12 protein-coding genes are annotated in these 13563 nt (G+C 62.7%); 2 read left to right on the top strand and 10 right to left on the bottom strand.

Translation table 11 applies throughout. The features are described from left to right. Positions 1–155: 155 nt before the first annotated feature. From tssH to tssA, 10 genes are all read right to left on the bottom strand, one after another. Positions 156–2846: a type VI secretion system ATPase TssH gene (tssH, locus tag LOY50_RS28385; protein WP_018611742.1), complete on the bottom strand. Its 2691-nt coding sequence runs from the start codon at positions 2844–2846 to the stop codon at positions 156–158. After that, positions 2839–3888 carry a type VI secretion system baseplate subunit TssG gene (gene tssG, locus LOY50_RS28380; protein WP_041476205.1) on the bottom strand — a complete coding sequence of 350 codons (1050 nt, stop codon included), beginning with the start codon at positions 3886–3888 and terminating at the stop codon, positions 2839–2841. Before tssG ends, tssH begins: the two co-directional genes overlap by 8 nt. Continuing rightward, complete coding sequence (tssF, locus tag LOY50_RS28375) at positions 3852–5711, bottom strand: type VI secretion system baseplate subunit TssF (protein ID WP_258689958.1); 1860 nt, start codon at positions 5709–5711, stop codon at positions 3852–3854. The genes tssG and tssF overlap by 37 nt, the downstream gene beginning before the upstream one ends. Further along, positions 5708–6220, bottom strand: a complete 513-nt coding sequence (tssE, locus tag LOY50_RS28370) for a type VI secretion system baseplate subunit TssE (protein WP_024619036.1) — start codon at positions 6218–6220, stop codon at positions 5708–5710. Before tssE ends, tssF begins: the two co-directional genes overlap by 4 nt. Beyond that, positions 6214–6663, bottom strand: coding sequence for a hypothetical protein (locus tag LOY50_RS28365; RefSeq protein WP_018611750.1), 450 nt, complete (start codon positions 6661–6663; stop codon positions 6214–6216). Before LOY50_RS28365 ends, tssE begins: the two co-directional genes overlap by 7 nt. Then, the gene (locus LOY50_RS28360) at positions 6660–7115 is read right to left on the bottom strand and encodes a type VI secretion system amidase effector protein Tae4 (RefSeq protein ID WP_253470431.1); all 456 of its coding nucleotides are present in this window, start codon (positions 7113–7115) and stop codon (positions 6660–6662) included. The genes LOY50_RS28365 and LOY50_RS28360 overlap by 4 nt, the downstream gene beginning before the upstream one ends. 81 nt (positions 7116–7196) lie before the next feature. Further along, entirely contained in the window at positions 7197–7685 is a 489-nt protein-coding gene (locus LOY50_RS28355; RefSeq protein ID WP_003206927.1) for a type VI secretion system tube protein Hcp, read from the bottom strand. A gap of 222 nt (positions 7686–7907) precedes the next feature. Further along, a complete protein-coding gene (tssC, locus tag LOY50_RS28350) occupies positions 7908–9404 on the bottom strand; it encodes a type VI secretion system contractile sheath large subunit (RefSeq protein WP_003206925.1) in 1497 nt (498 codons plus the stop codon). Between the two features lie 2 nt (positions 9405–9406). Beyond that, a complete protein-coding gene (gene tssB / locus LOY50_RS28345; protein ID WP_003206923.1) occupies positions 9407–9913 on the bottom strand; it encodes a type VI secretion system contractile sheath small subunit in 507 nt (168 codons plus the stop codon). A gap of 80 nt (positions 9914–9993) precedes the next feature. Beyond that, positions 9994–11031 (bottom strand): type VI secretion system protein TssA, encoded by a 1038-nt coding sequence (tssA, locus tag LOY50_RS28340; protein ID WP_014340885.1) that lies wholly within the window; start codon positions 11029–11031, stop codon positions 9994–9996. A 414-nt stretch (positions 11032–11445) separates the two neighbouring features. Here tssA and tagH point away from each other — a divergent pair, with 414 nt between their 5' ends. Further along, the gene (gene tagH, locus LOY50_RS28335; RefSeq protein ID WP_258689933.1) at positions 11446–12978 is read left to right on the top strand and encodes a type VI secretion system-associated FHA domain protein TagH; all 1533 of its coding nucleotides are present in this window, start codon (positions 11446–11448) and stop codon (positions 12976–12978) included. 68 nt (positions 12979–13046) lie between these two features. After that, positions 13047–13553: a type VI secretion system lipoprotein TssJ gene (gene tssJ / locus LOY50_RS28330; RefSeq protein ID WP_214510130.1), complete on the top strand. Its 507-nt coding sequence runs from the start codon at positions 13047–13049 to the stop codon at positions 13551–13553. The last annotated feature ends 10 nt before the right edge of the window (positions 13554–13563 follow it).

Here is a 13563-nt window from a genome sequence, read left to right as displayed (position 1 = left end):
GGGTCTCGTGCAGGTTGTAGTAACTGGCGGAACCGAATACCACTGTGGGAGCGAGCTTGCTCGCGAAGGCGGTGTGTCAGGCAACATCAATGGCACTGACAGATTGCATTCGCGAGCAAGCTCGCTCCCACAGGGTTGTGCGGTGTTCCTTCAGGTCAGGCCGCGTCGCTGAAATCGTACTGCAATTCGTTGTCCACGGCGCTGATTCGCACTCCGGCCAAAGCCTTGCCTTCGAGCATGCGGGTCAGGAACTCGCGGCTCATGTCCGGCAGCAGGCTGTTGGTCAGGATGGTGTCGATCATGCGCCCGCCGCTTTCGGTTTCGGTGCAACGCGAAACGATCAAATCGATCACCGCGTCGTCGTAGTCGAAGGCGACCTTGTGGGTGCTCTCCACGCGCTTCTTGATGCGGTTGAGTTGCAGGCGGGTGATGGCCTTGAGCATCTCGTCACTGAGCGGGTAGTACGGGATCGTCACCAGGCGACCCAGCAAGGCCGGCGGGAAAATCTCCAGCAGCGGTTGGCGCAGGGCCTTGGCGATTTCTTCCGGCTCGGGCACGTTCTGCGGGTCTTTGCAGACCTGGGCAATCAACTCGGTGCCGGCGTTGGTGGTCAGCAGGATCAAGGTGTTCTTGAAGTCGATCACCCGGCCTTCGCCGTCCTCCATCACGCCTTTGTCGAACACCTGGAAGAAGATCTCATGCACGTCCGGGTGGGCTTTTTCCACCTCGTCCAGCAACACCACGCTGTACGGTTTGCGCCGCACGGCTTCGGTCAGCACGCCGCCTTCGCCATAACCGATGTAGCCCGGTGGCGCGCCCTTGAGGGTCGACACGGTGTGGGCTTCCTGGAACTCGCTCATGTTGATGGTGATGACGTTCTGCTCGCCGCCGTACATGGCTTCGGCCAGGGCCAGGGCGGTTTCGGTCTTGCCCACGCCGGAGGTGCCGGCAAGCATGAACACACCAATCGGCTTGCTCGGGTTGTCGAGGCCGGCGCGGGAGGTCTGGATGCGCTTGGCGATCATCTGCAGGGCATGGTCCTGGCCGATGATGCGTTTCTTCAGGTGCTGGTCGAGGTTGAGCACGGTTTCCAGTTCGTTGCGGGCCATGCGGCCCACCGGGATACCGGTCCAGTCGGCGACCACCGAGGCCACGGCCTGGTAATCCACGGTCGGCAGGATCAGCGGGGTTTCGCCTTGCAGGGCGGTCAGGCGCTGTTGCAGGTCCACCAGTTTTTCGCGCAGTTGGTGGCTTTCGTTGTCAGAAGCTTCGCTGTTGTCTTCGCTGTCCACCACGCCAACGCGTTCGCGCAGGGTGGCGCGGGTGGCGAGCAGTTCGTCCACCAGGGTTTTCTCTTCGGCCCAGCGGCCTTCCAGTTCGGCCAGGCGTTCACGCTCGGCGCTCAGCAGGCTTTCGCTGTGGGTCTGGCGAGTGCCGATGACCACGCCAATCGCGTGTTCACGGGCGATGATTTGCAGCTCGGTTTCCAGCGCTTCGATGCGCCGACGGCTGTCGTCCACTTCGGCCGGTACGGCGTGCAGGCTGATGGCGACGCGGGCGCAAGCGGTGTCCAGCAGACTCACGGATTTGTCCGGCAGCTGGCGTGCGGGAATGTAGCGGTGGGACAGCTTGACCGAGGCTTCCAGGGCTTCGTCGAGGATCTGCACCTGGTGGTGCTTTTCCATGGTCGAGGCCACGCCGCGCATCATCAGCAGGGCCTTGTCTTCCGACGGCTCGGCCACTTGCACCACTTGGAAACGGCGGGTCAGGGCCGGGTCTTTTTCGATGTGCTTCTTGTACTCGGCCCAGGTCGTGGCGGCCACGGTGCGCAAGGTGCCGCGGGCCAGCGCCGGCTTGAGCAGGTTGGCCGCGTCGCCCGTGCCGGCGGCGCCACCGGCACCCACCAGGGTGTGGGCTTCATCGATGAACAGGATGATCGGCTTGGGCGAGGCCTGGACGTCTTCGATGACCTGGCGCAGGCGCTGTTCGAACTCGCCTTTCATGCTCGCGCCGGCCTGCAACAGGCCTACGTCGAGGCTGCGCAGTTCCACGTCCTTGAGGGCCGGCGGTACGTCGCCGGCGACGATGCGCAGGGCGAAGCCTTCGACCACGGCGGTCTTGCCCACGCCGGCTTCACCGGTAAGGATTGGGTTGTTCTGCCGGCGGCGCATGAGGATGTCCACCAGTTGGCGGATCTCTTCGTCACGGCCGACGATCGGGTCGAGCTTGCCGCTGCGGGCCTGCTCGGTGAGGTCGACGGTAAAGCGCTTGAGGGCTTCCTGCTTGCCCATGGCGGCTGGGGCCATGGCGCCGCTGGCTTCGCCCGGCACGGCGCCGGCATTGAAGCCGTCGCTGGCGGTCAGGGCGTTTTCCGGCGAGTCGCCGACGTATTCGTCAAACCGTTCGCTCAGGGCTTCGACCTTGACCTTGTCGAACTCCGACGACAGGCCCAGCAGCGCGTGGCGCAGGCTCGGGGTCTTGAGAATGCCCAGCACCAGGTAACCGGTGCGCACCTGGCTTTCGCCGAACATCAGGCTGCCGTAGACCCAGCCGCGTTCCACGGCTTCTTCCACGTGGGACGACAGGTCGGTGATCGACGTCGAACCCCGTGGCAGGCGGTCCAATGCCTCGGTGAGGTCACGGGCCAGGCGCGCTGGCTCGATGTTGAACTGGCGGATGATGCGGTGCAGGTCCGAATCCTGCAGTTGCAGCAACTGGTGAAACCAGTGGGCCAGCTCCACATAAGGGTTACCGCGCAACTTGCAGAACACGGTGGCGGCTTCGATGGCTTTGTAGGCCACGCTGTTGAGTTTGCCGAACAACGCGGCGCGACTGATTTCACCCATGCTCATGGCTCCTTGAGGTCTGTGAGGTGTTGGCCTGTTCGGCGTAATGCCGGGCCAGTATTAAATCGTTGGCATCTGTTTCGGGGCGGCCCAGCCAGGTGTTGAAACCCAGGCGGAAACGCCCATTGAGTTGCAGTGCCGGGACTTCGGGCTGTTCCAGGACCAGGTTCAGGTCCCAGTCCAATTCATGGCCCAGGTATTCGGCGACCCAGGCCACCAGCTCGTTGAACGGTTGGCTGCCAGGCAGCATGCCCATGTAGTCAACGAGCTTGAGTGGCCCCAGGCGAATGCGGAATTTGTGCTGGCGATCCCACACGAAGCGGCCCAGGCAGAAGTCCACGCCCAGTTGGGCGTTGACACCGATTCGGCTGCGTTCAGGCAGTTCCAGCCATTGGCCGACGTATTCTTCGATCTCCACCGGCAGGCCGAAGTACTCGCCGAGAATTGCCTTCAAACCATCCGGGTAGCGGGTTTGCGCCGCCAGGTGGCCGCTGTAGTGCAGCTTCGCCGTGTCGGGGATCAACCCCTGGTTGAGCAGGCTCGGCATGCCCCGGCCGCTGAGGGCGGCCAGGCGCGCCGACCAATAGTCATCGTCCGGGCGGTCGTGGCTGACCGTCGGCCGCGCTTCGGCCCAGGCCCGATAAAACAGGCTGAGCAGGCGATGGTGAAACACATCGAGGAAGCGCTTGCTGGTGCTGTCGGCGTTGTTGCGCTGGCGTTCGCGCACGTATTCGGTGATGTGCAGCGGCATCGGGCCGTTGGGGCCGCCGAGGCCGAAGAAAAATTGCTCCAGGCGTGCCGGCGCACCGTCGCTGCCCGGTTGCACCGAGGCAAGGGTGGCCGGAGCGAAGGTGCATTCGGCCCGTTGCCCGAGGCGCAGCGGGTCATCGGCCAGGCGCAGGGAATGGCCCAGGCGCGGCAGCTCGGGGGATTCGCATTCGATACGCCGCAACGCCTGGAAGAAATCGTATTCCCAGGGTTCCTGGTGCATCGCCTCCAGGGTACTCACAGGGTCGGACGACGTCCGGGCTTGGCTTTCCATCGCATGATCTCGCCGCGTTCGGTGGTACGGATCACCGTCTCGGTAAAACTGTTGATCGACACGTAGCGTGCCAGGAAGCGCTCGAACACCGCGCCGAGCAGGAACACCCCGGTGCCGCGAAACGCGTTTTCATCGAATTCCAGGGTGATTTCCAGGCCGCGACCAAACACGATCGGGCCGGGCATCGGCAAGCGCCGGGTGCAGGCTTTGCTGCTGACTTCGCGCAGGCCTTCGATCTGCAATTGCAGCGCCGCATCATTGCTATCGCCGTACAGGCGCAGCAGTTCGCGCAGGGCGGCCGCGCCTTGGCCTTGTTCGCTCAACGACAAGTAGTTCAGCGACAACTGGCTGATCAGCCGCCAGGCCTTGGCGTCGTGGGCATGGCTGGCCCGTGGGCGACTCGGACCTGCCACGCAGCGCACCGAGCCAACCGGCGCACTGTCGGCGAGGGTGAAGTCGGTCTTGCCATTGCCCACGCCCATGAACAGCGGCAGGTCGCGGTTGGTGCACAGCGCGGTCACGCCCAGTTGGCGCAGGTCGTGGCGATAGGGCGCTTGCTGGCTGTCCACCAGGCTGACGAAGGTTTCGCTGCCGATGTAGGTCGAGCGCGGGCCGTTGCGCCGCTGGTCGCTGGACAACACGCGCGGTTCGCGCCGCACCGTGTAATAGGCCTGGTCGCGGCCATAACGAGACGGATCGCGCACGGCGTAGAACGGCAGGAACGGCTGCTCCGGCCCGGTGCCGTGGCCGGTGAGGCCGTTCAGCGAATGCACTTCGAAATCCATCGGCCGGGTACGGTCGGCGATCACGTGGTGTTCGTTGACCCGATCCGATAAGTGAATGCGATCCAGGCGCTTGGGGAACAGGTTGATGGCCGGGGTGCAGAACGGCAGGAACTGCGAAGCGCCGACGCTGCCTTCCAGGCTCGGATCGTGACGGTCGAACAGCACGATCAGCTCCAGTTCCTGGCCGTCGCAACGCTTGACCGCGCGGCTCAGCTGGGTGAAGTCGACGAACAGGAAGCGGTGGGGCAGGGCGAAGTATTCCTGCAACAGGCGATAGCCCTGGAAGGCACGCGGCACCACCGGCAGCGCGGCGTCGGCATCGTCGAAGCCGCGCGAGCGCAACGCATCCTGCGGCAGCCGCTCCACCCAGTTGCCGCCGGGCTTGCGGGCGAACACTGCGCAGGCGTTGCCCAGCAATTGTTCGTAGAGGCGGAAAGGCTGTTCGTCGGCACCGCTCAAGTACAGCGGCAGGTTGTCCAGGGCCAGGCTGTTGAACGGCAGTTCGGCACCGGTGCGCAGGGTCAGGCGCAGGCCGGCCTTGGCTTTCGGCTCGCTGGCGGCCAGGCGTCCGAGCACGGCGGACGGGTTGCCGAAGTATTCGGCCTGGCTGACCTGCAACGGCCACAACGTCACCGCGTGGGCGGTGCGGTACTCGCAGCAGGTCTGGGTTTCACGCCCCAGGGCGGCACGCAGGACGGTATCGCGCGGCAGCGGGAAACCACTGCTCAGCGAGCCTTCGTCCGGGTCGGCCTGCAATTGCACCACGGTCATCGACGGCGTTGGCGCCAGGTAATGCGGGTAGGCGATTTCCAGCAGGTTGTGGGTGAAGGTCGGGTACTCGGCGTCGAGCTTGAGCTGCACCCGCGCCGTCAGGTAGGCGAAGCCCTCCAGCAGGCGCTCGACATACGGGTCGGCGCAGTCCATGCCGGACAACGTCAGCCGACTGGCGATCTTCGGGTATTCCTTGGCGAACTCCGCCGCGCTTTCGCGCACGTGGTGCAGTTCCTGGTTGTACAGCTCCAGCAGGCGTGGGTTCATGGGCGTCTCCGCTGGTCGGCGTTGACCACGCGCACATGGCCGGTTTCCAGGTCCAGGTCGGTTTGCAGCATCAGGCGCAGCGGCACCGGCTGGGCCCAGAGATCGCCTTCGATCTCGAAACTCAACGCGTTGTGGTTCATCTCGGCCGTCGCCCGGGCCCGCACTCGCAAGCTGTGCCGCAGGATGCGCGGTTCGAAGGTGGCAATGGCCTGGTGGATCAAGGTTTCCAGGGCCGAGACATCGACGTTCGACGCGCTGTTGCCGGCCAGTGCCGGCAGGCCGAAATTCACCACCGAGGTGCCCGCCGGGGTATGCAGCGTGGCATCGGCGCTGAGCAATGACGTGGTGTTGAGCAGCCACGCCAGGTCACGCAGCACCGAGGCTTTTAATTGGGTCAAGGAGAGCACGCGCTTATCGGCGCTTTCCTTCGGGTTGGTCGGATCGTCGTCGGTCAACCGGTCCAATAGGGAGGGTTGGAGGCGATCACGGGTGGCGATTTCGGTTACCAAGTGAAAAGGCCTGTGTAATTCTTCTGGTCACCTGTGCCGCGCATGCAACTGGCGTTGCGCGCGATAACCGAGGGTTCGAGCTGCCCATTGATCTGGCGCACGGCGCGGTACTCGGAGCGACATTCCTGATTGTTATGGGGGCCAGCAGATACGTGGACAACGATGACAATAGGCACCCTACCGAAGGTCTCGACGTGGGGTTTGCCTTGTCGATCGACCGTGAACTGGCAGGGCCAAGCCAAGTCGAGTGGCATCAGGGTCTGGTCGGGCTTGCGCAACACGCAGCGCGCCTGGTCGTTTTCCAGCCTCAACGTTTGCCCGCCCATCGAGACGACCTGCTCTACCGCTACGGAGGCCGTTGTCGACGGGGATTGCTGTTGGGCACAGGCGGTCAGGCTGGTCAACAGGCAGCCTACCCATATCGCGCAGTGAGTCTTGATCATACGAGTTCCCAGAACCAGATCGCTCGGGATCGATAGCCCGGATCGTCATACCCGAGGGTTAGGCCACGGTTCCAGAGGTCGATATGATCGCCGGTGCGACCTTCCGAGGCCTCTCCCACTTGCTGGAAACAATCCTTGAAGAAAATCAGGCCGGTCTTGTCTTGCAGCTTGCGTCGGTCCGCGGCAGTTCCACCGAGGATCAACGGGCGACCCAGATGATGTTTCCACAGCCAATTTGCCAATGACTCGGCCCCTCGTGCATGCCCATGGGCGCACTTGGGTTCGGTGTAGGTGGACTTGTTGACTTTGACGGTCAGCTCGGTATTGAGCGTGATGCTCATGCGAATCGCGCATTGGTTTGCCCAAGGACCGTCGCAAGGTTTCGCGTCGGGATAGGTCACCAGCAAATCGGAATAGGCTTTCCACAAATTGATAAACGAAGGCTTGGCCATGGCTCAGACACCGGAAGGGAAAGGATTGGTTGCGAGCAAGCACCAAACACCCCCGGCGCGTGGCACCGGGGGCGTGTTCGATTACACCTTGACGTTCTGACGAATGTTCCAGCCGAACTTGACCGGACCGCCTTCCTTGGTGCCGTCGGCTTTCTGTGGTTGGTAGTCCACCAGCACCTTGGCGAAGTTCAGGGTGACGTTTTCGGTCAGGCGATCATCGCCGCCCGAGCCGCCGGTGCTCAGGGACGTAACCAGCACTTCTTCCAGGTTGATGATCATGTACTCGACCTGGCTTTCACCGCCGGCCTTGCGCACGGTCAGCTTGACCTTGTCGATGTGCTTGCCGCTGGCGCAGTGCATCATCAGGTTCGGCGATGCCTTGTCGACGTACTTGGTCAGGGACAGGTCCTGGACGTTGACCTTGCCCGCACCACCGCCGCTGCCCACGTGCATGTTGCCGGACTGGGACATGCCCCAGCTCCAGTTCAGGACATCGATCTCGTCCTTGTGGGCCTTGTCCATGGACTCGCCCTTGATGTCGCCAATCTTGATGAAAATATCAACAGCCATGTTTTCTCCCTGTGTGGTCTCTACCACGTTGTTTGGTTGACGCTGACCTTGCGAAATTGCGTGTGCCGAACGGATCCGATGATCTCCAACCCACCGGAGATCGCCTGTGGGAGCGAGCTTGCTCGCGATAGCGGAGTGTCAGACATACGCATGACAACTGATCCACCGCCATCGCGAGCGAGCTCGCTCCCACATTGGCCTTGCACCGTTCAGTAAATCTTTTTACGCGCCCTTGGCCGAAGGCAGTTTCGATACCAGGCGCAGCGACACGGTCAGCCCTTCGAGCTGATAGTGCGGGCGCAGGTAGAACTTGGAGTTGTAGTACCCCGGGTTGCCTTCGACTTCTTCGACGATCACTTCGGCTGCAGCCAACGGGTGCTGGGCCTTGGTGGTCTCGGTGGAGTGCGCCGGGTCACCGTCGACGTAGTTGAGGATCCAGTCCTGCAACCAGCGCTGCATCTCGTCCTTCTCTTTGAAGGAACCGATCTTGTCGCGCACGATGCACTTGAGGTAATGGGCGAAACGGCAAGTGGCGAACAGGTACGGCAGGCGCGCGGCCAGGTTGGCGTTGGCGGTGGCGTCCGGGTCGTCGTATTCGGCCGGTTTCTGCAACGACTGGGCGCCGATGAACGCGGCGAAGTCGGTGTTTTTCTTGTGCAGCAGCGGCATGAAACCGTTCTTCGCCAGCTCCGCTTCACGGCGGTCCGAGATGGCGATTTCGGTTGGGCACTTCATGTCCACGCCACCGTCGTCGGTCGGGAACGTGTGGGCTGGCAGGTTTTCCACTTCACCGCCGGACTCCACGCCACGGATGCGCGAGCACCAGCCGAAGTGTTTGAACGAACGGTTGATGTTCACCGCCATCGCGTAAGCGGCGTTGGCCCAGGTGTACTTGGAGCTGTCGGCACCGTCGGTGTTTTCTTCGAAGGCGAAGGCTTCCACCGGGTCGGTCTTGGCGCCGTACGGCAGGCGCGCCAGGAAGCGTGGCATGGTCAGGCCGATGTAGCGCGAGTCTTCCGACTCACGCAGCGAACGCCAGCCGGCGTATTCCGGGGTGGTGAAGATCTTGGTCAGGTCGCGCGGGTTCGACAGTTCCTGCCACGAGCCCATGCCCATCACGGTCGGCGATGCCGCAGCGATGAACGGGGAGTGCATGGCCGCGCAGACTTTCGACAGTTCGCCCAGCAGCTCGACATCCGGTGGCGACTGGTCGAAGTAGTAGTCGCCTACCAGGCAGCCGTAAGGCTCGCCGCCGAACTGGCCGTATTCTTCTTCGTACATCTTCTTGAAGATCGGGCTCTGGTCCCACGCGGTGCCCTTGAATTTCTTCAGGGTCTTGTGCAGGTCGGTCTTGGAGATGTTGAGCACACGGATCTTGAGCTGCTCATCGGACTCGGTGTTGTTGACCAGGTAGTGCAGGCCACGCCAGGCGCTTTCCAGTTGCTGGAAGTCGGGGTGGTGGATGACCTGGTTGACCTGGGCGGTGAGCTTGGCGTCGATGGCGGCGATGATCGATTCGATCGACTTGATGGCGTCGTTGGACACCAGGTCGGTCTGCGCCAGGGCCTGTTCGGCCAGGGTGCGTACGGCCGTTTCGACGGCTTCGCGGGCGCGCTCGGTCTTGGGTTTGAATTCTTGCAGCAGCAGGGACGCGAACTCGCTGGTTTCTTCGGTTGCGCCCAGGTTTTGCACGCCTTCGCGAGCTGTATTGTCAGTCATGATCATTGGTCCTGTGCTGGCTTCGGCGCGCTCGCCAGGGCCTGCAACAGCGCTGGGTCCTTGATCGCCTTCATGATGATTTCTTCGGCGCCGGTCTTGCCGTCCATGTAGGTCAGCAGGTTGGCCAATTGGGTGCGCGCTTCGAGCAGTTTGTTCAGCGAGTCGACCTTGCGGGCCACGGCCGCCGGGCTGAAGTCGTCCATGCTTTCGAACGTCAGGTCCAGGCTCAGGTTGCCTTCGCCGGTCAGTTCGTTAGGCACATGGAACGCCACGCGCGGCTGCATGGCCTTGAGGCGCGAGTCGAAGTTGTCGACGTCGATCTCGAGGAACTTGCGATCAGCCACCGCTGCCAGAGGCTCGGCGGGCTTGCCGGCGAGGTCGGCCATCACGCCCATGACGAAGGGCAACTGGACCTTTTTCTCGGCGCCGTAGAGCTCGACGTCGTACTCGATCTGCACTCGAGGCGCGCGGTTGCGCGCGATGAATTTCTGAGAACTTTGCTTCGCCACGTTGCTGCTCCTGGTCGCTTGAGCGACGGTGTTGGCGTCATCGGGGGTACCGGTGACGTGACTGCGTGATCCGTTCGCTTTTATTCGCTGTCTGGGCCGCGCAGGTTTTCAAATTGACTCATGCCGTCGGGAATCAGGTTGCGCACGATGGCCGCGAAGTCGGCGTGCACCAGATTCTTGGCCCGGTTCAACAGCACCGGCAGCGGGCTGGAGGGCTCATGACGGGTGTAGTAAGCGAGAATCCGGTCCAGGCTGCGCAGCACGTCGTCGCGGTTGTTGATTTCGCCGCTGACGGTGCTCGTGCTGGTGTTGCGCGGTGTGCTTGGCGCGCTGGCATATTCAGTTGGCGCGGCGCTGTCGTCGCTGACCGGATCGGACAGGGCGCTGTCGCCGCTCTGCGGGGCGAACTGGCCGAGAATCTGCAGGGCCATCTTCAGCGGTTGCTTCAGCGGGCCAAGGTCCACGCCTTGGGCGGAACCGACCTGGTCACTGACCTGTTGTTCGATGGCTTCGGCGGCGCTGCGGGCTTCCAGCAGGGCGGCACGGGTGATTTCCAACTGCTCGGGGTCGCTGTCGAGCAGGGCCCCGGCGAGCTGTTCGGCGCCGAGGTTTTCATCCGGGAAACTTTGCAGGCCGCTGGCGTTGGCGGCGGCGCGCAGGCTGACGGCACCGAAGGTCCGCGAACGGGCCAGGATGCTCTCGCGCAGCAAGCGAATGGTGATGTCGGACGTCAGGCCGGCGAGGGCATTGATGCGCACAGTGGGATCGTTGTCGTCATCGGCGTCCAGGCGCGGATGCAACTCGGCCCAGTATTGCTTGAGCAGTTCGCTGATCAGCGTCAGCACACGGGCCATGCCCGGCAGGCCTTCGAGGGCCAGGGAGCTTTGCAACAGGAAATGAGTGATGCGCAGGTCTTTGCTGCGTTGCAGCAAGTCCAGGCTCTGCTGCTGGATGCTGCGCCACTCAGGAGGTTCGGCAGGCAGGATCGAATCGCCCATGCTGCGTTCGGGCTGACCCCGGGAGTCGCGTTCCAGGCGCAAGAAATCCGCGTCATATTCCAGATCTTCACCGCACGGCGAAGTCGCGGAAACGGCGGCGAGCAACAAAGGCACATCCACTTGGATCGATCTCCCTATCACCCGCTGAAGAAAGTCGGGCAGTTCACACGCAAGTTTCGGATGAATCTCACATGTTCCTTGACGGTAATGGCCCTTTAGACTTGCACTGATCTTAAAGTGCCATCATGTATATTCAAGAAGTTGTGCATTTTTGGTGTAGTACTTATCGCTTGTCAAGGTAAGCTATTTCACCAATGTATCCCCTCTGTAACAGTTGTGATGGGCTTAACAGCCTGCCCGACCCATCGGTCGAAGCGGCAACTGACGTGGGGTTTTTGTCACGCAAGCCGGTTATGATCAGCAATCATGCTGGCAAAAAGCCGTTTCACGGTAGTTGGCAAAGGTTGCCGGCGGGTAGTCAGGGCTTGATTCCTCACTTCCGCCCGCGCGCGAAATATTCAGCAAGGAGGCAAGATGCCGCTGTGTTTGACTATCACTAGTTATCACAAGATCACCCCAGGTCAGTGTTCTGAAAAGTCCATGGATCAGGGAGTGATGGCAATTGGCCGTAATTCCGATAATGACTGGGTATTGCCGGACCCTGAGCGCCTGGTTTCCGGCAAACATTGCGTCATCCAATACAAAGACGGGCGTTATTATTTAACTGATAACAGTACTAATGGTGTGGAATTGGTCAAGGCCGGTGTTCGCCTGCGCAAGGGCAACAGCGAACCCCTGCAAGACGGCGAAGTGATCCGCATCGGTGATTATGAGATCCAGGCGCGCGTCGATTTCAGCCTGCCAGTCACCGACAGCAACCCGTTCGCCGAATCGCCCAGCAGTTTCGAGGCCTTGATGGGGCGCCAGGGCACCGCGGCGCATACACCGTCGCCGCTTCATACGCCATCGCCGATTCAAGTGTCTGCGCCTGCGCATTTCCAGGGCGGGTCGGCCATGGACACCCTGCCGGACCTGTTCGATTTCTTGAGCCCGAGCAGTGTCCCGCCGGCCACCCAACCCGACCATGTGCCCGCCGAGCAACACGATTTCCGCCCGCCGACACCGATTCCCCGGCCGAGCCCGCCGCCCGTGGCCGAACCCGTAATACCGCCGTCTGCCTCGGTGATTCCGGATGACTGGGACCCGTTCAGCGACAAGCCCGCGCCAGTGGCGGTGGCCCCGCTGCCCGTGACCCCGCCGCCTGTGCCGCTACCGCCGGTGGTTGAGCCGGTCGCGACGCCAGCCCCGCAGGCTCCGCTCGTCGACATCTTTGCTGAGATCAGTGCACCGCCGCCGGCGCCCGTGCCTGAAGCGTCGGTCACCCGCGTCGAGCCCCCGGTCGCAGCTCCAGTTGCTCCAGTTGCTCCAGTTGCTCCGGTTGCCCCGGTTGTTCCAGTCGCCCCGGTCGAGGCCAACCAACCCGACTTGCTGCAAGCGTTCCTGCGCGGTGCCGGGCTGGACCAGTTGCGCCTGGACAAGGCCAACGCCGAAGCACAGATGGAAAGCATCGGGCGCAGTTACCGGTTGATGGTCGAAGGCCTGATCGATGTCTTGCGCGCCCGCAGCAGCCTCAAGGGTGAGTTCCGTATCCAGCAGACGATGATCCAGCCGGTGGAAAACAACCCGCTGAAATTCGCCCCCAACGTGGATGAAGCCTTGCTGTTGCTGTTGCGCCACGGCAATCAGGCGTTCATGGCCCCGGACGCGGCGGTGCGTGACAGTTTCGATGACTTGCGGGCCCACCAACTGGCGGTGATGGCCGGTGTGGAAGCGGCCATCAAGCATTTGCTGACGCGCTTCGAGCCGGCGCAACTGGAAGAGCGCATGGCCAAGCCCGGTGGGCTCTCGGGTATTTTCAGCGGCTCGCGACAGGCCCAGTACTGGCAGCAGTTCACCGAGCTCTACGGCAACATTTCCCGGGAGGCCCAGGAAGATTTCCAGGACCTGTTCGGTCGCGAGTTCAGCCGCGCCTACGAAGAACACAGTACGCGACAGCGACGCCGCTAAGCGGCGCCGTCCCATAACAAGATTGATCGGCACACAACGGATAGCTCAAACGTCATTGAGGACGCAGGATGATTCCCAGGTTTTTACTCGCAGTCGCCACCGTGCTTCTGCTGACGGCGTGCGCCAAGGATGCGGCCAACCCCCAGCCCGAAGAAGCTGAGGCCGACACCGCCGCCATCGAGCTGCACTTTCACGCCATTGCCGGCCTCAACCCCGGCGCCACCGGCCAGCCGGCCCCGGTCCGGGTGCGCATTTTCGAACTGAAAAATGCCGCGACCTTCGGTCGTGCCGATTATTTCGCCCTGGCCGAACGGGCCCAGGCCACGCTGGGCGCCGACCTCATCGACCAGGACGAGGTGCTGGTCCAGCCCGGCCAGCAACTGAGCCTGCAACGCGACCTCGACCCGGCCACGCGGCACATCGGAATACTGGTGGGCTATCGCGAGCTGGACCAGTCGCTGTGGCGCACGGTGATGAATGTCCCGGCGCGCGAATACACCGAATACCAGATCAGCCTCGATGTGCGCGCCGTGCGCAGCGCCGTCGTCGTCCCCCCATCCAGCCCTGCCCAATAAGCAATCGGAG

The organism is Pseudomonas sp. B21-010 (assembly GCF_024749325.1).
GTDB classification, from domain to species: domain Bacteria; phylum Pseudomonadota; class Gammaproteobacteria; order Pseudomonadales; family Pseudomonadaceae; genus Aquipseudomonas; species Aquipseudomonas kilonensis.
This window is presented reverse-complemented; position numbering and strand designations above follow the sequence as displayed.

What these genes read in the sequence shown, in the direction of transcription:
- tssH (WP_018611742.1), bottom strand. Translation starts at nt 2,846, where the DNA reads ATGGGTGAAATCAGTCGCGCCGCGTTGTTCGGCAAACTCAACAGCGTG.
- tssG (WP_041476205.1), bottom strand. Translation starts at nt 3,888, where the DNA reads ATGGAAAGCCAAGCCCGGACGTCGTCCGACCCTGTGAGTACCCTGGAG.
- tssF (WP_258689958.1), bottom strand. Translation starts at nt 5,711, where the DNA reads ATGAACCCACGCCTGCTGGAGCTGTACAACCAGGAACTGCACCACGTG.
- LOY50_RS28365 (WP_018611750.1), bottom strand. Translation starts at nt 6,663, where the DNA reads ATGATCAAGACTCACTGCGCGATATGGGTAGGCTGCCTGTTGACCAGC.
- LOY50_RS28360 (WP_253470431.1), bottom strand. Translation starts at nt 7,115, where the DNA reads ATGGCCAAGCCTTCGTTTATCAATTTGTGGAAAGCCTATTCCGATTTG.
- LOY50_RS28355 (WP_003206927.1), bottom strand. Translation starts at nt 7,685, where the DNA reads ATGGCTGTTGATATTTTCATCAAGATTGGCGACATCAAGGGCGAGTCC.
- tssC (WP_003206925.1), bottom strand. Translation starts at nt 9,404, where the DNA reads ATGACTGACAATACAGCTCGCGAAGGCGTGCAAAACCTGGGCGCAACC.
- tagH (WP_258689933.1), top strand. Translation starts at nt 11,446, where the DNA reads ATGCCGCTGTGTTTGACTATCACTAGTTATCACAAGATCACCCCAGGT.
- tssJ (WP_214510130.1), top strand. Translation starts at nt 13,047, where the DNA reads ATGATTCCCAGGTTTTTACTCGCAGTCGCCACCGTGCTTCTGCTGACG.